24 protein-coding genes are annotated in these 26161 nt (G+C 50.0%); 13 read left to right on the top strand and 11 right to left on the bottom strand.

Going from position 1 to position 26161, the window contains the following annotated elements; genetic code table 11:
• Window positions 1-3 precede the first annotated feature (3 nt).
• On the top strand, window positions 4-1035 hold the full coding sequence (locus VXK30_RS06745) for a DnaD domain protein (protein WP_275713954.1): 1032 nt from the start codon (window positions 4-6) through the stop codon (window positions 1033-1035).
• A complete protein-coding gene (locus tag VXK30_RS06740; RefSeq protein WP_275713953.1) occupies window positions 1032-2027 on the top strand; it encodes an ATP-binding protein in 996 nt (331 codons plus the stop codon). Before VXK30_RS06745 ends, VXK30_RS06740 begins: the two co-directional genes overlap by 4 nt.
• A 39-nt stretch (window positions 2028-2066) precedes the next feature.
• On the opposite strand, the gene prfB is transcribed toward VXK30_RS06740, so the two are convergent.
• Complete coding sequence (gene prfB / locus VXK30_RS06735) at window positions 2067-3194, bottom strand: peptide chain release factor 2 (RefSeq protein ID WP_275713952.1); 1128 nt, start codon at window positions 3192-3194, stop codon at window positions 2067-2069.
• Window positions 3195-3534: 340 nt separating this feature from the next.
• On the opposite strand from prfB, the gene VXK30_RS06730 reads away from it, so the two are divergent.
• From VXK30_RS06730 to rpsR, 5 genes are all read left to right on the top strand, one after another.
• The gene (locus VXK30_RS06730; protein ID WP_275713951.1) at window positions 3535-4629 is read left to right on the top strand and encodes an RING finger protein; all 1095 of its coding nucleotides are present in this window, start codon (window positions 3535-3537) and stop codon (window positions 4627-4629) included.
• A 17-nt stretch (window positions 4630-4646) separates the two neighbouring features.
• Window positions 4647-5522 carry a UTP--glucose-1-phosphate uridylyltransferase gene (locus VXK30_RS06725; protein WP_275713950.1) on the top strand — a complete coding sequence of 292 codons (876 nt, stop codon included), beginning with the start codon at window positions 4647-4649 and terminating at the stop codon, window positions 5520-5522.
• Between the two features lie 120 nt (window positions 5523-5642).
• A complete protein-coding gene (gene rpsF / locus VXK30_RS06720) occupies window positions 5643-5939 on the top strand; it encodes a 30S ribosomal protein S6 (protein WP_141827864.1) in 297 nt (98 codons plus the stop codon).
• An 18-nt stretch (window positions 5940-5957) separates the two neighbouring features.
• Window positions 5958-6413 (top strand): single-stranded DNA-binding protein, encoded by a 456-nt coding sequence (locus tag VXK30_RS06715; protein WP_275713949.1) that lies wholly within the window; start codon window positions 5958-5960, stop codon window positions 6411-6413.
• Between the two features lie 43 nt (window positions 6414-6456).
• A complete protein-coding gene (gene rpsR / locus VXK30_RS06710; RefSeq protein WP_275713948.1) occupies window positions 6457-6720 on the top strand; it encodes a 30S ribosomal protein S18 in 264 nt (87 codons plus the stop codon).
• Between the two features lie 127 nt (window positions 6721-6847).
• Here rpsR and VXK30_RS06705 read toward each other — a convergent pair whose 3' ends face one another.
• Window positions 6848-7633 carry a bactofilin family protein gene (locus VXK30_RS06705; RefSeq protein WP_275713947.1) on the bottom strand — a complete coding sequence of 262 codons (786 nt, stop codon included), beginning with the start codon at window positions 7631-7633 and terminating at the stop codon, window positions 6848-6850.
• A 495-nt stretch (window positions 7634-8128) separates the two neighbouring features.
• On the opposite strand from VXK30_RS06705, the gene VXK30_RS06700 reads away from it, so the two are divergent.
• The 5 genes from VXK30_RS06700 to VXK30_RS06680 are packed head-to-tail and all read left to right on the top strand — an operon-like array spanning window position 8129 to window position 12840.
• Window positions 8129-9301 (top strand): ABC transporter substrate-binding protein, encoded by a 1173-nt coding sequence (locus tag VXK30_RS06700; RefSeq protein ID WP_275713946.1) that lies wholly within the window; start codon window positions 8129-8131, stop codon window positions 9299-9301.
• A 28-nt stretch (window positions 9302-9329) separates the two neighbouring features.
• Window positions 9330-10223 carry a branched-chain amino acid ABC transporter permease gene (locus tag VXK30_RS06695; protein ID WP_275713945.1) on the top strand — a complete coding sequence of 298 codons (894 nt, stop codon included), beginning with the start codon at window positions 9330-9332 and terminating at the stop codon, window positions 10221-10223.
• Window position 10224: 1 nt separating this feature from the next.
• A complete protein-coding gene (locus VXK30_RS06690) occupies window positions 10225-11316 on the top strand; it encodes a branched-chain amino acid ABC transporter permease (RefSeq protein ID WP_442867971.1) in 1092 nt (363 codons plus the stop codon).
• Window positions 11313-12131, top strand: coding sequence for an ABC transporter ATP-binding protein (locus tag VXK30_RS06685; RefSeq protein ID WP_275713944.1), 819 nt, complete (start codon window positions 11313-11315; stop codon window positions 12129-12131). Before VXK30_RS06690 ends, VXK30_RS06685 begins: the two co-directional genes overlap by 4 nt.
• Window positions 12118-12840: an ABC transporter ATP-binding protein gene (locus VXK30_RS06680; protein ID WP_275713943.1), complete on the top strand. Its 723-nt coding sequence runs from the start codon at window positions 12118-12120 to the stop codon at window positions 12838-12840. The genes VXK30_RS06685 and VXK30_RS06680 overlap by 14 nt, the downstream gene beginning before the upstream one ends.
• A gap of 191 nt (window positions 12841-13031) precedes the next feature.
• Here VXK30_RS06680 and VXK30_RS06675 read toward each other — a convergent pair whose 3' ends face one another.
• A complete protein-coding gene (locus VXK30_RS06675; RefSeq protein ID WP_275713942.1) occupies window positions 13032-13823 on the bottom strand; it encodes an NYN domain-containing protein in 792 nt (263 codons plus the stop codon).
• Window positions 13824-13936: 113 nt separating this feature from the next.
• Window positions 13937-14914, bottom strand: a complete 978-nt coding sequence (locus VXK30_RS06670; RefSeq protein WP_275713941.1) for a Gfo/Idh/MocA family protein — start codon at window positions 14912-14914, stop codon at window positions 13937-13939.
• 267 nt (window positions 14915-15181) lie between these two features.
• Here VXK30_RS06670 and VXK30_RS06665 point away from each other — a divergent pair, with 267 nt between their 5' ends.
• Window positions 15182-16519, top strand: coding sequence for a glycoside hydrolase family 18 protein (locus VXK30_RS06665; protein WP_275713940.1), 1338 nt, complete (start codon window positions 15182-15184; stop codon window positions 16517-16519).
• Window positions 16520-16572: 53 nt separating this feature from the next.
• On the opposite strand, the gene VXK30_RS06660 is transcribed toward VXK30_RS06665, so the two are convergent.
• The 7 genes from VXK30_RS06660 to VXK30_RS06630 all read right to left on the bottom strand — a co-directional run bounded on the left by VXK30_RS06660 (window position 16573) and on the right by VXK30_RS06630 (window position 26101).
• Window positions 16573-17388, bottom strand: coding sequence for a Cof-type HAD-IIB family hydrolase (locus VXK30_RS06660; protein WP_275713939.1), 816 nt, complete (start codon window positions 17386-17388; stop codon window positions 16573-16575).
• Between the two features lie 219 nt (window positions 17389-17607).
• Window positions 17608-18267, bottom strand: coding sequence for a potassium channel family protein (locus VXK30_RS06655; RefSeq protein ID WP_275713938.1), 660 nt, complete (start codon window positions 18265-18267; stop codon window positions 17608-17610).
• 15 nt (window positions 18268-18282) lie between these two features.
• Complete coding sequence (locus VXK30_RS06650) at window positions 18283-18933, bottom strand: potassium channel family protein (protein ID WP_275713937.1); 651 nt, start codon at window positions 18931-18933, stop codon at window positions 18283-18285.
• Window positions 18934-18938: 5 nt separating this feature from the next.
• On the bottom strand, window positions 18939-21761 hold the full coding sequence (locus tag VXK30_RS06645) for a cation-translocating P-type ATPase (protein WP_275714315.1): 2823 nt from the start codon (window positions 21759-21761) through the stop codon (window positions 18939-18941).
• A 481-nt stretch (window positions 21762-22242) separates the two neighbouring features.
• Entirely contained in the window at window positions 22243-22743 is a 501-nt protein-coding gene (locus tag VXK30_RS06640; protein WP_275713936.1) for a hypothetical protein, read from the bottom strand.
• 507 nt (window positions 22744-23250) lie between these two features.
• Window positions 23251-24711 (bottom strand): oligosaccharide flippase family protein, encoded by a 1461-nt coding sequence (locus VXK30_RS06635; RefSeq protein WP_275713935.1) that lies wholly within the window; start codon window positions 24709-24711, stop codon window positions 23251-23253.
• Between the two features lie 28 nt (window positions 24712-24739).
• Window positions 24740-26101, bottom strand: a complete 1362-nt coding sequence (locus VXK30_RS06630) for a hypothetical protein (protein ID WP_275713934.1) — start codon at window positions 26099-26101, stop codon at window positions 24740-24742.
• Window positions 26102-26161 lie beyond the last annotated feature (60 nt).

The raw sequence follows: 26161 nt of genomic DNA, 5'->3' as shown, positions 1-26161 counted from the left end.
TCTATGAGTTATTCCATTAATCTCGGAGACTGGAACTCCGTTTTCGCGGTGCCTTGCTCCGTAGTTGACCAACATATCAAGCTGGCCGGTTCCGTCCAGCTGAAGGTGCTTTTATGGGAGCTTCGCCACGCGGGCGATCCCTTTGAAGCGGCGGATATTGCGAAAGCGCTGTGCATCGACAAGGCCGACGTTGCCGACGCCATGCTGTACTGGCAGCAGACGGGGCTTTTCTGCGAAAAGAACAAAGAACTGTCGCCTCCGGAAAAAACGGAGGCTATACCTGAAAATAAAGAAGCTGGCCCGAAGGAAAAAGAGCCGGAACGCGAACCGGAAAAGCCCGAGGCGTCGCCCGCCGAAAAACCGCGCAAGCTGCTTTCCCGCCCGCAAAAGCCCGACAACGCCTTTGTCGCGAAAAGGATCGGCGAATCGACGGAAATCGCCTGCCTGATGCAGGAGGCCGAGCAGATTCTCGGACGGCTGATTTCCAACGGGGACTCCGCCATGCTCCTGATGCTGCACGATGATTTCGGGCTGCCCGCGGACGTGATCATCATGCTACTGCAGTATGTGGTCAGCATCGGCAGGGCAAACACCCGTTACATAGAGAAGGTAGCCATGAACTGGGCCGACGAGGAAATCTTCACCCATGAAAAGGCGGAGGAAAAGCTGCGCAGGCTGGACGAAAGCCAAAAGGCGTGGCGGGTGGTAGAGCAGGCAGCAGGTATTCCCCACCGCGCGCCTTCCACCAAGGAGCAGGCGTTCGCCTCGGTCTGGGTCATGCAGTGGAAGTTCACTCTTCCGCTGATTCACGAGGCGTATGAGCGCAGTGTGGACAACACCGGAAAATTCACTATCAGCTATATGAACAAGATTCTGGAGCGCTGGAACCGGGAAGGCATTTCTACGCTGGAACAGGCGCAGAAGGACAAGGAGGAAAGGGCGGCCGCGCGCAAAGGCGCCAAGCCGCAGAAAACCTCCTATGACATTGAAGAATACGAGCGTTCCAGCGTTTTTGACAATTTTGACAGGAAGTGATCGCATTGGGCTACAGCAGGGAGATTTACGAAAGCGCGGAACAGATTCTTGCCGAACGCCGTAAAAAAGCGGAGGACACGGCCGCGCAGCGAAAGGCGGCGTTTTACGGAATCTGCCCGGAAGCCGCCGAAATCGAGTCCGTCCTGTCACGCACGGCAATCGCCGCGGCAAGGGCGGTTTTGGGCGGCGGCAGCGCCAGAGAGCAGCTAACCCGGCTAAAAGCGGAAAATCTGGCCCTTCAGAGCCAATTAAAGGAAAAGCTGAATTTCTTCGGCTACGGCGAGCATTATCTGGAGCCGAAGTATTCCTGCAGGCTTTGCGGCGACACCGGGTACGTTGACGGCAGGATGTGCGAATGCATGAAGAAGCTTCTCCGCGCGCAGGCCTATGATTCCTTAAACGCCCTTACGCCGCTGAAGCTCTCCACCTTTGAAAGCTTTTCACTGGATTTTTACCCGGACAAAGCCGAAGGCGACACGGCAAGATCCCCGCGCAGCGTCATGGAAGGCGTGTACCGCAACTGCCGCCGATACGCGGACAGCTTTTCCCCCTCCTCCCCCAGCCTGATGATGCAGGGCGCTACGGGGCTGGGCAAGACGCATCTGTCGCTCGCCATTGCCAACACGGCCATCCAGAAAGGCTTCGGCGTGGTTTACTGCTCCGTCAACAACATGATTACCAAGCTGGAACGGGAACATTTCGGCCGCGACGAGGGAAACACCGGCAGCATGATTCTGGACTGCGACCTGCTGATTCTGGACGACCTGGGCACGGAATTCCGAACCGCGTTTTCCTGCGCCGAAATTTACAATATCGTCAACACGCGGCTGATGACCCAAAAACCGACCATCATCAGCACAAACCTTTCCATCCAGGAGCTGCAGGAACGGTACACGGAACGCTTTGCTTCCAGAATCATGGGGGATTATGTGCGCGTCCTTTTTAGCGGAAGGGACAACCGGCTGCAGAAGCTGTTAAGAAGTCAGTGCTAAAACAAAACGGGGGCTGCGTAATGCAGCCCCTTGCTTATTTTATTCGATATTTTCGCCGAGGGCGTCAAGGCTCTGCGCTTTCAGGTAGGCGTTGATAAAGCCGTCCAGATCGCCGTCCATCACGGCGTTGATATTGCCCGACTCAAAGCCGGTGCGGTGGTCCTTTACCAATGTATAGGGCATAAAGACATAGGAACGGATCTGCGAGCCCCACGCGATTTCCTTCTGGACACCCTTGATGTCCTCGATACGCTCCAGATTTTCACGCTCCTTGATTTCGACCAGCTTGGATTTCAGCATTCTCATCGCCACGTCGCGGTTCTGGTACTGGCTGCGCTCCACCTGACAGGATACCACGATCCCCGTGGGGATATGGGTCAGGCGCACCGCGGAGGAGGTCTTGTTGACCTTCTGGCCGCCCGCGCCGCTCGCGCGGTAAACGTCCATTTTGATGTCCTCGGGGTTGATCTGGACCTCCACGTCGTCGTCGATTTCCGGCATCACTTCCAGGGAGGCAAACGAGGTGTGCCTCCTGCCGGAGGCGTCGAACGGGGATACGCGGACAAGCCTGTGCACGCCCGCCTCGCTCTTCAAGAAGCCGTAGGCGTTGATGCCTTCGATCAGGATACTGGCGCTTTTCAGCCCCGCTTCTTCGCCGTCCAGATAGTCCAGCGTTTCCACCTTGTAGCCGTGGCGCTCGCCCCAGCGGCAGTACATGCGGTACAGCATTTCCGCCCAGTCCTGCGCCTCCGTGCCGCCGGCGCCCGCGTGGAACGTCAGAATCGCGTTCTTGCCGTCGTATTCCCCGGTCAGCAGCGTGGAAAGGCGCTGCGCTTCCAGCTCATCCTGAAATTTCTTCAGTTCTTCCTGCGCTTCCGGCAAAAGGGACAAATCCCCTTCCTCATTGGCAAGCTCTATTAATGCCAGCGTATCGCCGTACGAATTTTTCAGCCGTTCATATGCCGCAGCCTTATTTTTCAGCATACTGGAACGCTGCAAAACCTTTTGAGAAGTGCTCATATCGTCCCAGAAACCGGGCTGGGCTGCTTTTTCGTCGAGCTTCGCAATCTCTTCGCGCATGCCTTCAAGCCCAAGCGCTTCCGCCAGATCGTTCAGATCCGGTTCCAGCTCCTGCAAAGCAAGCTTCATTTCTTCAAACTGCAGCATACTATCATCCTTCAAATAAATTATGATTTTTCCATTACAGGATTTCAATCCGCTTATCGCGTAATTCCGTGTTCCCCTCGCCGGAAACGGACGGGAAACACAGTGGAGTCTTTCAGTGAAAAATGCAATGATTGTTATTAATTATAAATTATTCCGTGTATAATGTAAAGATGAAATTACGGAACAACGGCCCCGCACACCGCGACGGGCGTAAGCCCGACGCGCGGCCAATTATGAATTAGGTGAAAACTTATTGAAGATATTATTGAAGTTTCTTTTGAAATTATATACAATAGGTTAATATAACAGGATTGATATCTACATTATGGGAGGATAAACTATGATTGACTATACAGGTTTAAACTGCCCTGTCTGCGGAAAACCTTTTACACGGGACGACGATATCGTCGTCTGCCCCGAATGCGGCGCGCCGTATCACCGCGAGTGCTACGCGAAGGTGGGCAAATGCGTTTTTTCGGACAAACACGGCACCCCTGCCGCGTGGACTCCCCCGCAGAAGGAACCGAAGTCCGCCGACCCGGCGGCAAACGGGGCGGAAAACAGAACCAAACGCTGTCCGCGCTGCGGCAGTCTGAATTCACAGAACGCGATGTTCTGTGACCATTGCGGCCAGTCGCTGACCATGAACCAGCAGGATGTCGCCGGTTTCCCCAAAAGCGGCGGTTTTCCTCAGAACGGCTTTCCCCAGAACGGATTCCCTCAGAACGGCTTTCCCCAGGCGGGTGGCCCCTTTCCGTCGGGCCAGCCAGGTCAGCCGGGCCAGCCCGTGCCGTTTATCTTTGACCCGATGGGCGGCGTGAACCCCAACGAGCCGATCGGCAGCGTCCCGGCGGGAGACCTCGCCAAGCTGGTACAGGGCAATACCCAGTATTATCTGCCGGTATTCCTCAATCTCAAGCGTTTTCACAGAAACCGTTTCAATTTCAGCGCGTTCCTGTTTTCGGGCGGCTGGATGCTGTACCGCAAACAGTACAGAATCGGTTCCGTGATTACCGCGGTCATGACCGTCCTGTACCTGATTTCCACCTATGTGTCCCTTAATTTTTCCATGCCGCTGCTGGAATCCCTGATGCAGCAGCAGGGAATTTCCATCGATACGGTTTCGCCCACCTATTCCCAGCTGCTGCAGGTTTCGGAGCAGCTTGCACAGCAGCCGGTCCAGCAGATTCTTCTGTTCTGCGTGCCGACCATCATTGCGCTGATCCAGATCGCCATCATGCTGGTGGTGGGATTTAACGGGAACAAGTGGTATTTGAATCACTGCATCGGTAAGATCGAGCAGATCCATCATCATACGCCGGAGGCGACCCTTGCCGCGATTCAGCTGCAGGAGCAGGGCGGCGTGAACACTTCTCTGGCAATCGGCCTTTTGATCTGTTACATGATTGTGTTCTATCTGCCTCAAATATTTTAGATATTAGGAGTGTAAAAATGAAAGTAACAAAAGCTGTCATTCCGGCCGCCGGACTGGGAACCCGCGTGCTGCCGGCAACCAAATCCATGCCGAAGGAAATGCTGCCGATTGTGGACAAGCCCGCCATCCAGTATATTGTGGAGGAAGCCGTCCGTTCCGGTATCACGGATATCCTGATTATCACCAACCGCGGCAAGGGACTGATTGAGGACCACTTTGACCGTGTGCCGGAACTGGAGGCAAAACTGACCAGCGGCGGCCCGGATAAGGAAAAGATTTTAAAGGAAATTATCGATCTCTCCCACGAGGCGAACATTTACTTTGTCCGTCAGAAGGAAACCAAGGGCCTTGGCCACGCGGTAAACTGCGCCCGCTCCTTCGTCGGCGACGAGCCGTTCGCGGTCCTGTACGGCGACGACGTCATCATCGGCGAGGACCCCGCCTGCGGCCAGCTGATCCGGGCTTACGACGAGTTCGGCAAGGGCGTTTTGGGCGTGAAGCAGGTGACCGCCGAAGCGATCACCAAATACAGCTCCCTGAAGGTGGAGCCGATCCACGATAACTACTTCAGCTGTACGGATATGATCGAAAAGCCGTCCCCGGACAAAATCATGTCCCTGTATTCCATTCTGGGCAGATGTGTCCTGACGCCGGATATCTTTGATATTCTGGACCGGACCCAGCCGGGCGCGGGCGGGGAAATCCAGCTGACCGACGCCATGTGCGCGCTGGCCCGCTCCGTGGGCATGGTCGCGGTGGACTTTACCGGAAAGCGCTACGACATGGGAAACAAGCTGGGCATCATGCAGGCACAGGTGGAGGTTGCGCTGAAGCACCCGGATATCGGGCCCCAGTTCAGGGCGTACCTGAAGGAGCTTTGCAAAACGCTGTAATTTTTGTCTTGACTTCATAATGCCTTGCTGATATAATTACTCTGTTAAGCCGCAGTTTTCGGCTTACTATCCTTGCTCCGGATTTATTTCGGGGCCAAAGTCCAAAAGGAGGTGCAAATAATGTCAGATGTAAAGAATTCCTATGAAACCGTATTTATCCTCTCCACAAAGCTCGGTGAGGACGCGATTGCCGCTTTGGTTCAGAAGTTCAAGGATTTGATCGAGGCAAACGGTACCATCGACAGCATTGATGAGTGGGGAAAACGCAGACTTGCATACCCGATCATGAAGCAGGAAGAAGGCTACTACACCTTAGTGAACTTCACAAGCGCTCCCGAATTTACGGCTGAGCTCGACAGAATTTACAAGATTACCGACGGTGTCCTTCGTTCTCTCATCATAAAGAAAGAAAGCTAAGAAGGAAGAGTGATTTGAATGCTCAATGTCGCTGTTTTAATGGGCAGACTTGTTGCCGACCCTGAACTTAGGCATACGCCGAACGATGTTTCCGTAACAAGCTTTACAATTGCCGTCGACCGTTCCTACGTGAAAGCGGGAGCGGACCGCCAGGCCGATTTTATTGATATTGTCGCGTGGCGCAGCACGGCGGATTTTGTGTGCAGATATTTCCACAAAGGCCAGCTGGTTGCGGTACAGGGTTCCATCCAGACGCGTACCTATACCGACAAGGACGGAAACAAGCGCAAAGCGTTTGAAGTCGTTGCTGACAATGTGCATTTTGCAGAGTCGAAACGCGACAGCGCAGGAGCGCAGGGCAGCAATTATCATTCAAAAACGGATGTTACCGCTGAGCAGCCAGTTCCCGCTTACACAAGCGGCGATACCGGCGATTTTGAGGAGATGCCTTTAGACGACGATCTGCCGTTCTAAGCATTCCCTCTGCAATACTGATGAGAAAAGGAGGCTTATTGCCATGGCTGATAGAAACGACAGAAACGACAGACAGGACCGCCGCCCCGGCGGACGCAAGTCCCGCAAGAAGGTTTGCGGCTTCTGCGTCGACAGAGTGGATTCCATCGATTACAAGGATGTTGCAAAGCTTCGCCGCTTTATTTCTGAGAGAGCCAAGATTCTGCCCCGCAGAGTAACCGGCACCTGTGCGCATCATCAGCGTGAGCTGACCATCGCCATTAAGCGCGCGCGTCATCTCGCACTGCTTCCCTTCAGCAGCGACTGATGCCGCTGACTGCAAATTGAATTTTCAGAGCGGACGCATGAGCGCCCGCTCTTTTGTTTTCCCCTGAAATGATAACAAAACAGGGACGGAAATTTCCGTCCCTGTTTTGTTATTTCTCATGGTTTCCTTATTCGGCGGGAGCGGGATGAACGGTCCTGTCGTCGTCCTGAATCCTGATATCCCCCAGCTGGCCGCTGAAAATTTCCAGCTTGCCCTGAAGCTTTGCGCCGTTGTTCACCGTAACCGTGCCGGCTTTCAGATCGCCGATCACAATTGCGTTGCTCTGGCAGATGATGCTGTTCTTCGCCTGAATATTGCCCTGGAGCCTGCCGTTGATCGTCAGGTTCTTGGTCCTGATATCGCCGATGACAACGGAATCACTGTCTATGTTCATATCCTCGGTGGCGGTGACATTGCCGCGGACCGTACAGGCCGAAAGCGTAATGCCGGAACCCTGAATGTCGCCGACCTGCTTTCCGTTGATCTTGATATTGCCGGTGGTCGTAATTCCGCCTGTGACCGTTCCGTAAATCTCAAGATTGCCCTCCGATTTGATATCGCCGGTAATAACGGTGCCCTTCGATATCACCGTGGTCTGCTTGGATGAATTGTAATCATTGGCGGTAGGAAGCTCATACGGCTTCTGGGGCTGAAAATCCGGTTTCAGCGGCTGGAATTCGGGTCTGCCCGTTTCAATCGGCTTAGGCGCGCTGAACTGCAGGTCCTCCGGCTCGTCTTCCTTTACCTCGAGTTTGAATTCCGCGACATTTTCTTCACGGGCATATTCTACCATTTTGGATTTGCCAAACCGCATGGAAGAAACTTCTTCCTCTTCTTCATAATCCGGGCCGTCCCAGATTCTTTTCAAAATACTGATCAATCTGCTGTTATCGTTTTTTCTGACTGCTTCCATCGTCCTGCCTCCACAAACGTTGTTTTATCATGATATAAAAAAATATATTCCACCACTTTCTTTAATAATAATCTATTTTTTCAAATTTTTCCAGTATTATTTGCAAAAATTTTAACTTTTTTGTAATAAAATGTATAAATTCGGGATTTTCGAATGATTTTGCAGGAACCACGCAAAAAAATTTCACACGGCCCCGTTTTGGCATCGGAGAAATTTTTTACGAAATTGCAAGACGGCGGCACCTGAAAGAAGGATGACGCGTACATTATATCAATTCATTTACACTTTTACAGCCATGGATATTCATCATGCCGTCCCATTGAATGGAAATGAGCAAATTGCGCTGTGAAAAATGCCGGATGGTAAAACGAAAAATTCATTTTGCTTGAATTCTATATAGTAGCATGATATAATCATAAAAAGTTTACACAACGTTCACAGGCGTCCCGGATGGGCCGCAAAAATAAACTGAATTGACTGAGGAGGCAACTTGACATGAAAAAAATTGCAGCACTGCTGCTGGCATTGGTAATGACAGCGGCGGCATTTTCAGGATGTAAAAAGGTGGAAACCGCGTCCGGCTCCGGGGAAACCGGCGGCGACACCATCAAAATCGGTGTATTTGAACCTTTGACGGGTGCAAACGCCGCAGGCGGCGAGGCCGAAGTCGAAGGCATAAAAATCGCCAACAAGCTCTATCCTGAAGTTCTCGGCAAAAAAGTGGAAATCGTTGTTGCGGACAACAAATCCGACAAGGCTCAGGCTACCACGGCTGTCGCCCGTCTGATTGAAAAAGACAAGGTTTCCGCCATTATCGGCTCGTGGGGTTCCAGCTTTTCCATGGCTGCCGGCGATCTGGTAAAGAAAAACAAGGTCCCCGCGGTCGGCGCTTCCTGCACAAACCCGCTGGTGACAAAAGGAAACGACTATTATTTCCGCGTCTGCTACCTCGATCCGTTCCAGGGAACCGTCATGGCAAACTACGCCTTTAAGAGCGGCGCGAAAAAGGCCGCCATCATTCAGGAGGTTTCCAACGACTACGCAGTCGGTCTGGCTACATATTTCAAGGAGGCCTTTGTCAAACTGACCGGCGACCCGAACTCTGTTGTAACGACCGTTAACTACAACACCAACGATCAGGAATTCGGCGCGCAGCTTTCCACCGTAAAAGCCGCCAATCCGGACGTGATCTTTGCCCCCGGCAACTTTACGGAATCCGCGCTGGTTATGAAGCAGGCCCGTCAGCTGGGCATCACCGTCCCGTTCCTCGGCGGCGACACATGGGATATCGACGAGTTCACCTCCGTGGGCGGCACCGACGTGGAGGGCGCCACCATTTCCACCTTCTTCGACGATTCCGCCCCCGTAACGGAAGAGGGCAAGAAGTTTGTCGAAGCCTATAAAAAGGAATACCCCGACAAGAACATGGCCGCGGTCAGCGCGCTGGGCTACGACGCTTACCTCGTCATCATCAAGGCGATTGAGGCCGCCAATTCCTCCGACTCCACCGCTATCCGCGACGCTTTGGCAAAGACAAAGGACGTGGAAGGCGCGACAGGAAAACTGACCTTTAACGCGGACGGAGATCCCGACAAAGATTCCGCCATCATCAAAGTAGTGAAAAACGGAAAATTCACTTACAAGGATACGGTTACGGTTGCAAAATAACGAATAATCGATGTAGGGATGTTGTGCTATGACACTGGAACTGTTTTTACAAAATCTGGCAAACGGGATTGCGGTGGGAAGCCTGTACGCCCTGATAGCCGTCGGCTATACAATGGTTTACGGGATTCTGCGCCTCATCAACTTTGCCCACGGTGATATTTTCATGATGGCGGCCTACTTTACCTTTTTTGGTGTCGCGGTCTTTCACCTGCCGTGGTATTTCGCGTGTATTTTTGTCGTCGTGCTGACCGCGGGGCTGGGTATGCTGATCGAAAGAGTGGCCTACCGCCCGCTGCGCGACGCGCCGAAGGACTCCGTCCTTGTTTCGGCGATCGGCGTTTCCTTCCTGCTTGAGAATCTCGCCACCTATATTTTCAGCGGAAAACCAAAGGCTTTTCCTGATTTTTTAGGATTGATGTCCACCATTTCGCTTGGGACGGTCTCCCTTCAGAAGGTCGCGCTCGTTGTGCCGCTCGTTCTGGTTGTGTGCATGTCGATTCTTCTGTTCGTCACCAACAAAACCAAGCTCGGCATGGCGATGCGCGCCGTTTCAAAGGACTATGAAATCGCGCGCGTAATGGGAATCAACATCAATCTGGTCATCGCCGCAACCTTTGGCATCGGCTCCGGCCTGGCCGCTGTCGGCGTGATTCTGTGGGGAATGAAATACCCGCAGGTATCCCCCCTGATGGGGGTTATGCCCGGACTGAAATGCTTCATCGCAGCGGTCATCGGCGGGATCGGCAACATTAAGGGCGCTGTTCTGGGCGGTTTTATTCTCGGCCTGATTGAGGTTATGCTGGTTGCGTTCTTCCAGCCGCTGACCGGTTACCGTGATGCATTCGCCTTCATCCTCCTGATTTTAATCCTGCTGGTAAAACCGACGGGGCTGATCGGGGAAAAGACAACGGAGAAGGTGTGATATGATGAAAGATACGAAAAAGCGCAACATCATCTGCACCGCGATTCTTGCGGTCATTGTACTGGCACTGATTTATTTCGCGAACAACTATCTGGACGCGTACATCGTCAGAATCCTGAATCTGTGCGCAATTTACACCATTATCGGCCTTTCCATGAATCTGATCAACGGCTTTACCGGCCTGTTCTCTCTGGGCCAGGCCGGTTTCATGGCGATCGGCGCGTATACGGTGGCGATTTTCACGCTCCCGCTGGATATGCGCTCCACCATCTTTTATATGGAACCCATGAATCCGGCCATTGCCGGGATTCATCTTTCCTTTGTCCCGGCGCTGCTTCTGGGCGGCGTGATCGCCGGAGTGGCGGCCTTCCTGATCGGCGCGCCGGTTCTGCGGCTGCGCGGCGACTATCTGGCGATCGCTACGCTCGGCTTTTCGGAAATCATCCGCATCCTGCTCACCAACCTGCAGAGCGTAACGAACGGGCCGCTCGGAATCAACAAAATTCCGGATAACGCGAACAATATGTGGTGGTCGTTCGGCGTCGCCATCGTGATCCTGATTCTGACCGCGCTGCTGATCAATTCCAGTTACGGGCGCGCGTTCAAGGCGATCCGCGAGGACGATATCGCGGCCGAGGCAATGGGCATCAACCTGTTCAAGCACAAGGTCATGTCCTTTGTCGTGGGCGGCTTTTTCGCCGGCGTCGGCGGGGGCCTTTACGCCTCCCTGCTCGGCACGGTGGACCCCAAGCAGTTCTATTTTACGCTCACCTACAACTTCCTGCTGATTATCGTTCTGGGCGGCATGGGCAGCATCAGCGGCACCGTTATCGCGTCGTTTATCGTAACCTGCGGGCTGGAGCTCCTGCGCACCTTCGACGAGCCCCTGACCGTTGCAGGCTACGAGGTTTCGCTGTTCCGCCCCGGCTTCAGCATGGTGATTTTTTCCCTTCTGCTGATGATCATCGTTCTGTTCTACAGCAAGGGCTTAATGGGCAGAACGGAACTGACCTGGGACAGGATCTTTCGCTTCTTTGAAAAACGCAGGTCTAAAAAATCCCCGAAAAGCACAGAAGGGGGCGGCACGAAATGACACCGGACAACAAAAGCATCAATGAAACAATCGATAAAAACATCGTACTCAGAACCGAAAATATGACCATGCAGTTCGGGGGCGTCGTCGCTGTCGACAATCTGCACCTGACGATCCGGGAGCACCAGATCGTGGCCCTGATCGGCCCGAACGGCGCGGGCAAAACGACCGCATTCAACATGATTACCGGCGTGTACACCCCTTCCAGCGGCAAAATCTTTCTGCACGGCGAGGATATCACGGGCATGGGCCCGGACAAAATCACCCGCAAGGGCGTGGCGCGTACCTTTCAGAATATCCGCCTGTTTAAGGATTTGTCCGTATTCGACAATATCATCATTGCGAAACACTTTTCCATGAAAAGCAATCTTTTCAGCGCAACCCTGCGGCTTCCGGGCGCGGTCCGCGCGGAGAAAAGGATGCGTGAGGAAAGCGAAGAGCTTCTGGAAAGGATGGGGCTGGCCGATGTGAAAGACGCCGTCGCAAGTTCCCTCCCCTACGGGCAGCAGCGCCACCTTGAAATTGCGCGCGCGCTGGCCACCAAGCCGGAGCTTCTTCTGCTTGACGAGCCCGCGGCCGGGATGAACCCACAGGAAACTGAGGACCTGACCGCCTCCATCAAGCAGATCCAGCAGGATTTCAACCTGACGGTTTTCCTGATCGAGCACCATATGGATCTGGTGATGGAGATATCCGACCGGATTTATGTGCTGGACTTCGGTCAGACGATCGGCAAGGGGACACCCGCCGAAATACAGAACAACCCGCGTGTGGTAGAGGCTTATCTGGGGGTGGACGAAGATGCTGAAAATTGAGAATTTATATGTTTCCTACGGCGGCATCGAGGCCGTCAAGGGCATTTCCTTTGAAGTGCCGGACAAGAGCATCGTTACGCTGATCGGCGCAAACGGCGCGGGCAAAAGCACGACCCTGCGCACCGTGGTCGGCCTTGTCAAGCCGCAGAGCGGCAAGATCATTTATAATAACGAAGACATTACCGGAAAGCCTTCGGAGGAAATCGTGCGGCACAGAATCACGCTGGTTCCGGAAGGCCGCCGTATTTTTCCGAACCTGACGGTTTTCGAAAACCTGAAAATCGGCGCATACATGAGAAAAGACGATTACTCAGAGGATATCAAATGGGTTTACGAACTTTTCCCCCGCCTGAAGGAACGCTCCTGGCAGCTTGCCGGAACCCTTTCCGGTGGTGAACAGCAGATGCTGGCCGTGGGCCGCGCGCTCATGAGCAAGCCGGAGCTGATTATGATGGATGAGCCTTCGCTCGGCCTTGCCCCGCTGGTGGTCAAGGGTATTTTTGAAATCATCAAGGAGATCAACAAGCTGGGCGTCACCATCCTCCTGATTGAACAGAACGCCAATCTGGCACTCCGGGTGGCGGACCAGGGGCACGTGCTTGAAACGGGACGCATCAAGCTTTCCGGCAAGGGACGGGAGCTTCTGGAAAACGCCGAAGTCAAAGCCGCCTATCTGGGCAACAAGAAACACGAGCTTCCGGCGCAGTAAATGGATAGCAAGATTCCCGGCCCCCTCCATGAGGGGGCTGTCAGGCGAAGCCTGACTGAGGGAGTTCGATATCAGTCTTTTTTCACTCCCTCCGACGCGCCGGGCGCGTCACCTCCCTCTGTGAGGGAGGCAGAGAACTTTTGTCTGTAAAACTGACTGAGGGTCCATGACAATGTCATGGACCCTCAGTTTTATTTGGTATGCAGTTTTCTTCCGTTCGTTTTCTGCTGTGCGGGGGCGCTTTTTTCTTTGATATAAACCAGCCTGTTGTAGCCGTCGCTGTTCCGTTCCGAGAAGATGTCGAAAATTTTCAGCGACTGGAGCAGCGGGGTCAGCTTTTTAAAGCCGTAATTTCTGACGTCAAAATCGGGATAGCGGCGAACCAGCATGTTCCCGATTTCACCGACGAAGGCCCTTCCGTCGTCGTCGGATATTTCCTGGACGATCGTCCGGACGGCGCTTTTAATCGTTTCCAGGGGCGTCATTTCCGGCGCAACCGTTTCCGTGGCTTCCCCTTCCGCGGGCAGATCGTTGGACGCTGCCGTTTCACGCGCCAGGACCTCCAGATAACGGAACTTGTTGCAGGCGGATATAAACGGAGGGGGCGTTTTCTTCTCCCCCATGCCGACCACGTTCATACCGGATTCGCGCAGCCGCACCGCGAGGCGCGTAAAGTCGCTGTCGCTGGAGACGATGCAGAACCCTTCCACATTTCCGGAGTACAGGATGTCCATCGCGTCAATAATCATCGCGGAATCCGTCGCGTTCTTCCCGGTGGTGTAGCCGTACTGCTGAATGGGAGTAATCGAAAATTCCAGCAGCACGCTTTTCCACGAGCCGAGCGCGGGCTTCGTCCAGTCGCCGTAAATCCTTTTGTAGGTCGCAACGCCGTCATTGGAGACCTCATCCAAAATGTACTTGATATATTTCTCCGATACATTGTCCGCATCAATCAGTACTGCAAAACGGTTGTCCTGCGGCATTAAAATTACCTCTCTTTTCTTTATATGTGTCAGTAAGGATTCAAACCTCTTTTTATCTCATTACTTAGTATAAATCATATGGAAGAAATTATCAAACGGTACGGCGATCCGATTTATTCAAACGGATAATGGACGCCCCATTCGGCGCGAAGCTGATCCATCAGGCCCAGAAGGCGAAGCGTTTCCCCGTGCGGCATTTCGTCACAGGCCAGCTTTCCGCTGCCGATCGCTTTGACCGCGGCGCGCACCTCGTATTCGTAGCCCGTAAAATCATGGGGCAGGCTGACCGTTTTTGGCTCTTTTTCTCCCTTACCGTATATCTGAACAGCCTGCGCCATATGAAAATGGTCCAGCACGATATGCCCCTTGTCGCCATAGATGACCGCCCTGTTTTCGTAAGGGCATAGGAAGGTAAAATTCAGGACCGCCATACGGCCGTTTTGAAAGACAAGCGTCACGCTGTCCTGACAATCCACCCCGCGGGCCGTTTTAACGCAGGCGGACTGAACCTGCGAAAGCTCGCTGCCGAAAAACATGGAGGCAAAGGTCAGGGGATAAATACCCATGTCGAGCAGAACGCCCCCGGCCAGCTCCGGATTGACAACGCGCTCGATATGCCTTAAATCCTGCCCGAAAGATACCGTCATCGTGAGAGGCTCGCCGATGACACCGCTGTCCAGTATTTCGCGCAGCTTGTCCGCAAAAGGCATGAAGCGCGTCCACATGGCTTCCGACAAAAACAGCCGCTTGCTTTCCGCAAGGCTAAACAGGTCCTCGGCCTGCTTCTGATTGACGGTAAGCGGCTTTTCACACAGGACATGCTTGCCGTGCTCCAGACAGAGCCTGGCGTGCTCATAATGATGCGAATGCGGAGAGGCAATATAAACGAGGTCAACGTCCGGATCGCTTACAAGCTCCCCGTAGGAACCGTAGGCCTTCTGAAAGCCGTACTGATCGGCCATGCCTTGTGCCCTGGACAGCTCCCGCGCCGCAATCGCGTACGGGGTTACTTCGTTCATCTGTGAGACCGTTTTTGCCATTTTCCCGGCGATATTCCCGGCACACAAAATGGCAAAATTCAGATTTTTCATACATTTCTTCCTCCACTGTCTTATTATCATAGGGTTTGGTGCTTCCATCCTGTCAAATTCCAAAAGGCTTCCTTTCTGACTTTTATTATGAAAATCCCATAATTCATAACATCCGTATACATAGAATACTATAAAATTTGCCGGGTTTCAACAGCTATCCCTTTTGCTCAGGATAAATTTTACGCTTATTTTGCCATCTATTGAGGTTTGAGATTTCTGCCGCGCAATGTTAGTATAAGGATAAAATGATCGAAACATGGAGAATTTATGAAAAAGAGTACCTTCCTTCACAAGTTCTTATGCGCGGCAATCGTTTTGGTTCTTTTGGGCGCAGTGATCGGAGCCGGCGGCACCAACCCGGGCACGGGAACCGGCAGTGTTCCTTCTTCCCCCGGATCTGCGGCTGACCGCACGGACAGTTCATCGTCGCAGCCCGCGTCTTCGGCGGCCGGGAGCACAGCTTCGGCAGGCTCGTCCGGTTCATCGAAAGCGGGCTCCTCTTCCCCATCAAAAAAAGCGGCCCCATCCTCTCCGCCTGCATTCCAGCATCCCGCAAAAATGCTGGTCGGATACTACGGCGGCTGGTCGGCATATTCCGGATTTTCTCCCGATAAGATCAGCGCTTCCAGTCTGGATGTTCTGAATTACGCGTTTGCGAAAATCGGAACGGACTTAAAAGTAACCGTAAGCGATTCCTCAATAGATTACTCTAACTTTAAGAAGCTTAAGAATTTGAAACATACATATTCCAAACTCAGAACCGTCATTTCCATCGGCGGCTGGAGCGACTCCGGCCGGTTTTCCGACGCCGCGCTCACGGAAGCCTCCCGGGCTGCTTTTGCAGACAGCGCGGTCCGCTTTATGAAGGCCAACGGCTTCGACGGCATCGACATCGACTGGGAATACCCCACCGGGGGCGGGCTTGCCTCCAACGTCACGCGTTCCGCGGACCGAACCAATTTCCGCCTTTTGATGAAGGCGCTGCGCGGCAGGCTGGATGCACAGGGGGCCAAGGACCATAAGCACTATATTCTCTCCTTCGCCGGCGGTTCGGACAGCAGCTACGCGAGCCGGATCGGCCTTTCCGCCGTTGCGCAGTATGTGGATTACGGAATGATCATGACCTACGACCTGCACGGCTCCTGGGAACCGTATACGGACTTCAACGCCCCTCTCTATCCCCCTGCGGGGCAGTCCCCGCAGGCAAAGTCCAGCGTGGACGCGGCTGTGCGCAGCTGGCTGAACAATGGCTTCCCTTCCGGCAAGCTGATTCTGGGCGTACCGTTCTACGGTTATCTTTATCAGGGAACCGTCGGTGCGAACAGCGGGCTGCACCAGAGATTTTCTTCCGCGGCTCCCATCGGCTATGATACCGTTCAATCAAAATATCTGAGTAAATCATCATTTAAGAGATACCGTGACTCTTCTGCGCAGGTACCCTGGCTGTTTGACGGCAGTACTTTTATCAGCTACGACGACGCTGTTTCCATTCAGAAAAAAGTGCAGTATTCCAATTCAAAAAAGCTGCTGGGCGTCGGCGTGTGGGATTTGGGGTTTGACAAGACGGGCGCCTTGATCAAGTCGGTCGGACAGGCGCTCAAATAAGGCGGATGCCTTAAAAAGCAGCGGAACCTTTTTTAAAGGATCCGCTGCTTTTCTTATGGTATGGATAAATATCGGCCGGCACCCCACGCAACACCGCGGTCGCACTCTTCCTTTGGCACGACCGCAAAGCGGCCCGGCATTTCCGGGACCTTGCACCCGCGGGGAATAAACACGGAGGTACCGGCAAATTTCAGCATCGGCAGGTCGGTTTCTCCGTCCCCCATGGCCAGGACCTCCTCCGGCCGGAGTCCCAGTCTCTCACAGACATAAGAGAGCGCGGCGCCCTTGTTCGCTTCAGGAGGATTGATTTCTCCCACATAGGGATAGGAACGCCCCGTAGCCAGATGAGAAATTTCTTCAGGCCAGGTCTGGAACACCCTGTCTATGGACTGTTCGCTGCCTACGAGCATCACTTTGTTGACCTGCTCCAGCGGCAAATCCTGAAAGGTGGTCACCTCTGCCCTTTTGAACAGCTGAAAAGAATCCATCACATCGGAAATCCACTGTTTATCCATATTCTCCGGAATCCACAGCCGGATGATATCCGGCTGAAAGGCCATTACGGAGATATTTCCGGTTTCCGCGCCCTGTCGATAGACCGTCTGCAGATCCTTGGCAGACAGGCAGGTTTCCGCCCACACCTCGCCATCCGACAGAATCAGAGAGCCGTTTACCAGAATCAGCGGGCCTGTGATACCCAGCTCCGAACAGATGGCTTCCACTCCCTGCAGCGGCCGGCCCGTGGCCAGAACGACCTGAATTCCCCCGGCTGCCGCCGCTTTGACAGCGTTGGCGTTTTCCGGACTGATTTTCCCCTCTTCATCGGTCAGGGTACCGTCTACATCCAGCGCCATGAGTTTGACAGACATAGGATTAACCCTCTTTCAAAATCAATTCCTTTTTGCCCAAAGGCAGACTTTTCCCTTTCCTGCTTCTACTTGTATTATAAAGAAGAAAATGGTAAAAATCAACCTTCATCAGCTGCCACAGTTCTCCGGACCGACCCGGCACTCGCCTGATCGGTCTTTGACCCGTCTTTACGGCAAAAGAAAAGGACCTGCGTGTACAGGTCCTTTTCTTTTGCTTTCTCAGCCGAAGATTTCCTTCAGTTCTGCGCGGCTTCCGCCGTCGGTCAGCGCCAGTATATCGTCATCTTCCAGGATTTGGGTATCTCCCTTGGGGATCAGTGTGGAATTGTCACGCGTAATCGCAATCAGCACTGTTTTCTTCGGGATGGACAAATCTTTCAGAAGCTGATTGGCGGCCTTGGAATTCGGCTGAACCTTCATCTGGACAATCGAATAATCTCCGCGGTTGAGCTTCAGGAGAGTGAACATATCCTTCATGTTCATTTCTTCCACTACGAAGTGCGCCATCAGCTCCGCCTGGTTCACACCGATATCCACACCCATGCCGCTGTTGAACAGCCATGCGTTTTTAGGATTGTTGACTCTGGCTACCACTCTCGGCACACCGAATTCCATTTTGGCAAGGGTGGAAACAACCAGATTGATTTCATCCGCACCGGTAACGGCGGCAACTACGTTTGCAGAAGCGATGCCCACGCTTTCCAGCACTTCCGGGTCCGAGCCGTTGCCGAACACCAGGGTTTCCTGAGGCAGTTCTTTTTCCAGCTTATGAAAAACACTTTCGCGGTGCTCAATGACCCGTATTTCGTGGCCGTTGGAAAGCAGCAGGGTGGCAAGATAGGAACCGACCTGTCCTCCGCCTATAATGATGACTTTCATTTCAATTCCCCCTTTTTATGCCAAGCCCAGCATCGATTTCAATTTGTGAGCAGCGGAGGCAACCACCGTAATATAAAGAATGTCTTCCGCTTCCAAAGTGGTACCGCCCGTTGGAATAAATGTCTTGTTGTACCGGCTGACACCGGTTACATGGATTTCTCCGATCGCCGTTATCTCCTTGACCGTATGGCCGACCAGCAGGGGCGGAACCTCAATGCGCACCACATTCACATTTCCGTTTCCCATTTCAAACACACTGTCCAACTGGTGATACGTCAAAAGTTCTGTCGCCCTTTCAATGCCCCACACCGTTGTGGAAATGGTCTGGATTCCGATCCGGCGGTAAAGATCGGCCTTGGTCGAATCATAAAGGCGCGCAACCACACGGGGCACACGGTAAATATTTTTGGCGATCCGCGCGATCACAACGTTGGCTTCATCGCTCGCCGTACAGGATACTACAGCATCTACCTGATCTATCCTGGCTTTTTTCAGTACGTCCCGGTCAAACCCGATTCCAGTCACTTTGTGTCCGCTGAAATCTTTTCCAAGATTCTGAAAAGCTTCCGGATTGGAATCAATCACCGTTACCTGGTGTCCTTTTCTCATCAGATTGAGGGCCAGTCCCGTCCCCATTCTTCCTAAACCTACTACGATCACTTTCATGCCGTTCACCTCTCTGTTCTTTTTTCATAACGCTTGGCAATTTTCTTTCTCAAAAACGCTTTTCTTACTTCTTCAATTACCAAAATCAACGGAGGCCAAGCACATAGAATCAGAAAATCCTGCAAATCAAGCGGCGCCGTGTGGAAAACGGACTGCAGCGGAGGCAGATAAATCAGAACAATAATCAGAACAATTTCAAAGACAATCCCGAAATTCACCTGTTTGTTGCTGAACAGGCCGACATGGAAAACAGACTGTTTTTCCGTACGGCAGTTAAACGCGGCCCCGATCTGGGAAAAGACAATACCGGTAAGCGCCATGGTGGTCGCCTTGATATAAACCGGATCCACTCCGCCTGCAAGCGGTACAGCGGGCCACCCGTTTTGCAGATTGACAAAAAAGTAAGAAAACGCTGAAGCGATAGACCCTAATAAACCATACCACAAAAATGCCTTGACGACCAGTTTTTTTGTTAATAAAGATTCTTTTTGATTGCGCGGGGGCTGGTCCATGATGCCTTCCTCCGGCTTTTCCGTTCCCAGGCCCAGTGCGGGCAGCATATCGGTACCCAAATCGATAGTAAGGATCTGCATGACCGTCAGGGGCAGCGGAATGGCTCCGCGGGAAAACAGGAACATGGCGGAAGGAACCGCCTCCGGCATGTTGGAGTTCAAAATATAAAGCAGGAACTTCCGGATATTGCTGTAAACCGCGCGGCCTTCTTCAATAGCATGGACAATCGAAGCAAAATTATCGTCCGTCAGAATCATATCCGCCGCTTCCTTGGCCACATCCGTACCGGCAATGCCCATGGCTACGCCGATATCGGCCTTCTTGAGCGCCGGAGAATCGTTCACGCCGTCGCCCGTTACGGCGACGACTTCGCCCATTGCCTGCAGATTGGACACAACGCGGAGCTTTTGCTCCGGAGCCACACGGGCAAAGATGATTTCATCCTTCAGATATTCCCTTAACTGGTCGTCCGAAAGCTCTTCCAGCTCCAGGCCCGACACGACACGCGGATTCGGGCTTTTCACAATGCCGATGCGTTTCGCAATGCTCTCGGCCGTCAGGCCGTAGTCTCCGGTAATCATAATGATGCGGATGCCGGCGCGGTGACATTCTTCGACGGCGGCGGCAACCTCCGGACGCGGGGGATCAGCCATGACCACCAGCCCTACAAAAACCAGATTCTGCTCAATCGTTTCGGGCGTGTAGGCGCTCATCGCTTTCGGGATGTTGTCCTCTTTATGCAGAAGACGATACGCGACCGCCAGAACGCGCAGACCCTCATAGGCGTATCCGTCGTTTGCCTCCATGATCTTCTGGCGCATCTCTTCCGTCATCGGCTGAACCTGGCCGTTCACACGGATAAATTCGCTCAGCTTCATGACTTCCTTCGGCGCGCCCTTCACATAGGCAATGCGTTCGGTTCCCTCTATCGGTTTCTGCAGCTGATGGATCGTCGTCATTCTTTTACGCCGCGATTCAAAGGGCAGCTCCCTCAAACGCGGGGTCAGTTCCAGCTGTTTATGGACGTCAATTCCTGCCTTCTGCGCTACCACGCCCAGGCAGGCTTCCGTCGGATCGCCCAGCACCGTGTAGCGGGCCGATTCTTCGTTCGGCGGCAGCAAACGGGCATTGCTGCATAAGGCCGCGCCCGTCACCAGCAGGTTCAGGTCCTGATTTTCGCTGGCAGTGACCTTTTTTCCACCCTCAAGGATATCTCCTTTGGGTTCATAGCCGACGCCGGTGACGTCAAACTCTTTTTCCGCCAGCCATAAATGGCTGACCGTCATTTCATTTTGCGTAAGCGTACCGGTTTTATCCGTACAGATAACGGAAGTGCTGCCCAGCGTTTCCACCGACGAAAGCTTCTTCACCAAAGCGTTCCTCTTGGACATGCGCTGTACAGCCATGGCAAGCGACAGGGTAACGGTGGGAAGCAGCCCTTCCGGAATAAAGGCGACGATCATCCCCAGCGCAAAGACAAACGATGCGGCAAAGGGCTCGTTTACAAAGAAGTATGACGCCAGGAAAAACAGGATGCCAAACATGATTGCAATGATGGAAATCTGCTTTGTCAGGCGGTTCAGCTCTTTTTGAAGAGGGCTTTCTTCTTTTTCCATGTTCTGAGTCAGGTCTGCAATTTTACCGAACTCGGTTCCCATGCCGATCCCCATCACAACGGCTTTTCCGTTGCCCTCCGAAACATTCGTGCCCGCAAAGATGAGGTTCGGCGTTTCAGCCCGCGTCAGGTCGTCCTTCAATACGGCGTCCTTGAGTTTGCGGACCGGGTTTGATTCTCCCGTCAGCGTGGACTGGTCCACCTGCAGGTCGTTGCATTCGACCAGACGGGCGTCCGCGGATATTTTATCCCCTTCTTCCAGGAGCATAATATCGCCGGTAACCAGATCCTCGGCCAGAATTTTCTGTTCTTCACCATCCCGGATCACCCGCACATACGAGGGCAGCATATTCTTCAGGGCCTCCGTAGCCTTATCGGCACGGCTTTCCTGCCAGAAGCTGAATACGCCGTTGATGACATTGACCAGCCAGACGGCCACGCCCAGCTGGGGCATACCCGCAAAAAAGGCCACCGCACCCGCCACCCACAGCAAAATTGCCATCAGATGGGTGAAGTTGCCCAAAAAAGTAAGAACGGCGGATTTTTTCTTTTTGGAACTGATCAGGTTTTTCCCCTGTTCCTTCTGTCTCTCCTGCGCCTGCGCCTGTGTCAACCCCTGAGGAGTTGTTTCCAGTGCTTCATAAGCTTTATCTACGGGGAGTTTATAAATGATTTCTTTATCACTCGATGTATTCTCCATGGTACTCAATTGTTTGCCAATCCTTCTTTCTGTAAGAATAAAAGTTTCATTTGCCGGAAAAGAACGTGAAGAATAGTGAGAACAGGGAATTGTTAATAAAATATGTATTCCCCATTGATAGAGAATCATTATAAACCTTTGTGAACCAATCTACAATTTGTACAGCCAAATCTTAATACAATATTAATATGCATTAAGCGACAAAACGTGACAGGTATCCCGGAGGAGAGCCTGCTTTCCCACTAAGCTTATTTACCTTGCTGTATTCTGTGCAGGCAAGATTAGGATGCCTAAGCCAGTTAAAATAAACAGAGACAACAAAAAGCGCCGTACGGCGCTTTTTGTTGCCCCTAATAAATAGCCCCTGTCCGTGACCGTTTGAATTAACGGGCATGATCCGTTAAAAATCCACTTTGATCTGTACGGCGGGTGAAAATGTATCCGGATCAGTTTCTCATCACCGACAGCCAGCAGTCGGCATTTAACGAAAAGAGTTCGTATTCTGGTGATTTTGTTTTTTGATGGCATTCCAGTTCTGTGCCGTAATGCCGATATGACCGATGCCCAGAACAATAGCGGCAGCGCCCAGCCAGACCGCCCGCGCATAAACGGATAAAAAGAACACCGCGGCCACCGGCAAAACAGCCAGCGGCAACGGGATTCCTAAAAAAGGCCTGTAAAAATCCACGGATATATGCTTACCGGTAAAATACCTTCCCCAGCACATCAGATAGAAAAGCATAAGAAAGCCGGCGACACCTAACCATATCGTCCAGAAATCGATTTTCCGTATATTGAGGTCATCAAAAATCAATACCAGCGTGGTGGTCAGGACCTGCCCTGCCCTCTCGAAAACCAGCAGTATTCTGTTTTCTTTTATTTCCCTGAAGTCCACCGGCAGGTTTAACCCGTAGAAAATATTGGGAATAAACAGGCAGCATAAAAAAATCAATCCGATATAAGAAAATCCCAATCCTCCCAAGCTGTTTCCTCCCGTCGTGATCATTCGTACCGGTCCTGTATGCGCTGAGGAACCTCTCCCCGCTTTTCCACTGTCTAATCGAGCGGCTATCGCCCGCCGTATGGACTGCCCCGATGAAAGCAGAAATCTAATCTTCGATTTTATTATAATCGATCAACGGATCGTGTTCAACTCCTTTTTAGCCGTCATGATCGGTCACAATACATAAATAAGCATAAATCGGATACGAATACGCGCCGGAATGCGCGGATTTCGGACGGTACGACGACCGCTGCATGTCCGAATCCGGAAAAGTCTGCGCTATCTATACCCCGGGGTAAAAAAATAAAAAGCAGTCCCTCGCCAGCCAACAGGTCAGCGAGGGGGTATAAGGCGCTTAAAAATACATGCAAAATTTAATCAAGCTCTGGGAAACTGAAAAATGCAATTTTTACATCTGATATTGTCGTGCAAATTGAAATTATACACTGTCTCTGATGCATATGATGAAATATATGGAAAATTGATTTATATTTCTATATTCAATTGTTTTACTATAATATTTAATTTTTTAAAATTCAATCCTAACAGAATTAATACAAATGTCACATATGTTATGACTAATATACATGTTGAGTTAACCAACACGGAATATAAACCATTTTTAATAAACTTACATATTATCCCCGTAATAACCAATTTCATTAAAAAAATAATCATTCCACGTATATTAATTATTTTGAAAAATGATACTCCTGCAATTACTGAACCATGAATCAACTGTAAAATATTCATCGTAGCCATACTTATTAAAGTACCAATGGCAGATCCAATCATTCCCATAAAATGAAATAGAATAATATTTAAAAATAAATTTAGCAACATTGTTATTAAAGAGTAAAATAATATTATTTTTGTCCTGCCTTTTGCCGTTAAAATCATTCCGAAATAAGTAAATCGAAACATTCCCACTATTATGTATATAATAAAGATATTTATGCCATCTATGTATTTTTCTGAGTATAGAAATGTTAAAAGTTCTGGTGCACATACAATGGCGCCACAGCAAAAAGTCCATGTAGTTAAATAGCCAAGTTGAATATAATTTGACCATATCCGAAAAAATGTCTGCTTTTCGCCTGCATTAAACAGCTTTATAATTACAGGAGTGATTACTGTTGTCAAGCACCCGCCAATAAAAGAAAATGGGAGTTCCTTTGACATATTGGTATATAAGGCTAGATCTTCAGTACTCATTAGCTTTCCAATAAACAAATTATCCATGTTTATAAGTAGAGTACCAACCATCAAAGCGGCTGCCAATGGGACAGCATATGTAAGAATCGGTCTAAATATATTAAAATCAAATTTAAAAAGTTTAATTTCAAAAACCTTTTTCCTATAAAAAGTGCTAAATATAAAAATTTGTGTCAAGTCCAATATACATAATAAAATAAAAATTAAAGCAATATTATGCACGAATAAGGAGACCAGAGTTGTTATAGCAACTTGGCAAATGGAAACCATTAAATTCCTGATAGCAATTACTTTTGTCATTTGGTTTGAAACATATAGTGTCTGATACAAACTGATGATATTGATAAATAACGGACGAAAAGATATATAAATAATCAGATGCGCTAATTGTGAGTTTGCAAAATAATCTGCAATTAGTTTATTTGATAAAATGATTATTAACGCACCTATTAATCCAAATATGAATGTAAGAAAAAAAATGGTGTTTGTATAAATTTTCTTTTTTTCAATATCTTCCGTCTTATTATAAAAATAATTTATCGAATTATTTAATCCAAGTCCAACAAATGCTGTTGCCACAGAAACAAGCAATACTCCCTGAGAATAAGTGCCATATTCAAATTTGGTAAGAGTACGGGATAGTATCATTGCTTGGACCAAACTGCCACACATTGTTACACACTGAACAAATATCAATATAAACGAATCTTTTGCAAGATTGTTCTTTTTCATTCTATAATATCCTCATATTTAACCATTATTATCTTGGAAATAATAATTTAAAATTTTCTACAATTTTTTCATAACTATACTTTTCAATTTCTTCCCTGTTTGGTTCATAATTTACAACACCATGTTCGATAAATTCATTATATTTGTTCAACAAATATTGTTTTAAAATTTCATAGTCTTTGTCGCTGTTCGCCTGTTCAAAACAAACCCCCAAATTACAGGCGGATGTAAGTTCTTTAATTTTACTGTTCGGAATTTCTCCAGTTATCACAGAAATAACTGGTTTATCCATCATCATATACTCTAAAAATTTGCCTGTAACAATTCCATTACTTTTCTCCGTATTCCACGAGGCCAAAAGTAAAATATCACTATCGCTTTGCAAATGCAAAGCAGCTTTTCTTTCTAACTTCCCATAAGATAAGGATATATTCTCCAAGAAGAAAGGACGAACTTGAGAGAAAAATATATCTTCTTCGCCCCCTGCATAGCAGATTGATACTTTTTCTTCTTCAATCAAATTTTCATTTATAAGCTCGTGTAGTGCTTTAAAAAGAACACTTAAATCTCGCTTCCCAGAATATAAAGATCCCGTATATGAAAGAATAAATTTTCTATGCGAGTCAAATTTTGTGAAATATCGGATATCGTCTCTGTCAAAACCGTTGCTAATTACCATTTTTTTTATATTATTCTTTATATAAAGCCCATCTATCACGCCTTGAGAAACAGCAGTAATGACATCTGCGTTTTTGCATATCCGGTTTGAATAATTTTTGCAATAATGCTTGAAGCCTATCGGGACAAAATCACTTAAAACAGCATCTCTAAAATCTGCAATCCAAAAAGCATTTTTATTCAGCTTTTTTATATTTTTACCAATTTGGTGAGATGCCAATGGTCCATATGTAGAAAATATAATGTCAAAATTTTGATTCTTATTTTTTTTGAAATATTTTTTTGCATTTCTAAAAAAAATGTGGCTGTCTGCATAATCTGGGAAAAATACTGCGATTCGTGAGATCTCTTTTTTTACCCAGTTATTGCTTATACTCCATGATTTATGAATACTTAAATTGACATGATTTGCATTCGCTGGCGCATACTCATCCGTTTTGTTGCATTTAGCCTCTATTCGTCTTCTAATTTTCATTATTTTGGGAATAATTACGCTTGTTTTACTGTAACCATCAACTGCGATTAAATTATCAACATACCGCAAGTCATTTTCAAGAATACTATCAGATATTTCTAATTTTTTTTTGGTTGTTAAAACCGTAATATGATACTCACCAAGTTTTTTAAAGTATTTTGCTATTTTTGTTGGGCGAATAGCCGCTATAACATTTTCAGGTGCAAAATGTTCGCTGATTATCAATATATTTTTCATCAAATCTCTCCGCGAAATATAATTTAATATTTTCAATGATTATTTAAACTATGACAAATA

The sequence above is a fragment of the Caproiciproducens sp. CPB-2 genome (genome assembly GCF_036287215.1).
Taxonomy (GTDB): domain Bacteria; phylum Bacillota; class Clostridia; order Oscillospirales; family Acutalibacteraceae; genus Caproiciproducens.
The sequence above is the reverse complement of the archived record's forward strand: the minus strand, read 5'-3'. Positions and strand labels throughout refer to the sequence as shown.

Excerpts from the sequence above, each read along its gene's own strand:
- rpsF (WP_141827864.1), top strand. The coding sequence starts at position 5,643 with ATGTCAGATGTAAAGAATTCCTATGAAACCGTATTTATCCTCTCCACA.
- VXK30_RS06660 (WP_275713939.1), bottom strand. The coding sequence starts at position 17,388 with ATGTCTGTCAAACTCATGGCGCTGGATGTAGACGGTACCCTGACCGAT.
- VXK30_RS06645 (WP_275714315.1), bottom strand. The coding sequence starts at position 21,761 with ATGGAGAATACATCGAGTGATAAAGAAATCATTTATAAACTCCCCGTA.
- VXK30_RS06700 (WP_275713946.1), top strand. The coding sequence starts at position 8,129 with ATGAAAAAAATTGCAGCACTGCTGCTGGCATTGGTAATGACAGCGGCG.
- VXK30_RS06675 (WP_275713942.1), bottom strand. The coding sequence starts at position 13,823 with ATGCCGCAGGACAACCGTTTTGCAGTACTGATTGATGCGGACAATGTA.
- VXK30_RS06705 (WP_275713947.1), bottom strand. The coding sequence starts at position 7,633 with ATGGAAGCAGTCAGAAAAAACGATAACAGCAGATTGATCAGTATTTTG.
- VXK30_RS06655 (WP_275713938.1), bottom strand. The coding sequence starts at position 18,267 with ATGAAAGTCATCATTATAGGCGGAGGACAGGTCGGTTCCTATCTTGCC.
- VXK30_RS06680 (WP_275713943.1), top strand. The coding sequence starts at position 12,118 with ATGCTGAAAATTGAGAATTTATATGTTTCCTACGGCGGCATCGAGGCC.
- VXK30_RS06630 (WP_275713934.1), bottom strand. The coding sequence starts at position 26,101 with ATGAAAAATATATTGATAATCAGCGAACATTTTGCACCTGAAAATGTT.
- VXK30_RS06685 (WP_275713944.1), top strand. The coding sequence starts at position 11,313 with ATGACACCGGACAACAAAAGCATCAATGAAACAATCGATAAAAACATC.
- VXK30_RS06745 (WP_275713954.1), top strand. The coding sequence starts at position 4 with ATGAGTTATTCCATTAATCTCGGAGACTGGAACTCCGTTTTCGCGGTG.
- VXK30_RS06635 (WP_275713935.1), bottom strand. The coding sequence starts at position 24,711 with ATGAAAAAGAACAATCTTGCAAAAGATTCGTTTATATTGATATTTGTT.
- VXK30_RS06715 (WP_275713949.1), top strand. The coding sequence starts at position 5,958 with ATGCTCAATGTCGCTGTTTTAATGGGCAGACTTGTTGCCGACCCTGAA.
- VXK30_RS06665 (WP_275713940.1), top strand. The coding sequence starts at position 15,182 with ATGAAAAAGAGTACCTTCCTTCACAAGTTCTTATGCGCGGCAATCGTT.
- prfB (WP_275713952.1), bottom strand. The coding sequence starts at position 3,194 with ATGCTGCAGTTTGAAGAAATGAAGCTTGCTTTGCAGGAGCTGGAACCG.
- VXK30_RS06690 (WP_442867971.1), top strand. The coding sequence starts at position 10,225 with ATGATGAAAGATACGAAAAAGCGCAACATCATCTGCACCGCGATTCTT.
- VXK30_RS06695 (WP_275713945.1), top strand. The coding sequence starts at position 9,330 with ATGACACTGGAACTGTTTTTACAAAATCTGGCAAACGGGATTGCGGTG.
- rpsR (WP_275713948.1), top strand. The coding sequence starts at position 6,457 with ATGGCTGATAGAAACGACAGAAACGACAGACAGGACCGCCGCCCCGGC.
- VXK30_RS06650 (WP_275713937.1), bottom strand. The coding sequence starts at position 18,933 with ATGAAAGTGATCGTAGTAGGTTTAGGAAGAATGGGGACGGGACTGGCC.
- VXK30_RS06730 (WP_275713951.1), top strand. The coding sequence starts at position 3,535 with ATGATTGACTATACAGGTTTAAACTGCCCTGTCTGCGGAAAACCTTTT.
- VXK30_RS06670 (WP_275713941.1), bottom strand. The coding sequence starts at position 14,914 with ATGAAAAATCTGAATTTTGCCATTTTGTGTGCCGGGAATATCGCCGGG.
- VXK30_RS06725 (WP_275713950.1), top strand. The coding sequence starts at position 4,647 with ATGAAAGTAACAAAAGCTGTCATTCCGGCCGCCGGACTGGGAACCCGC.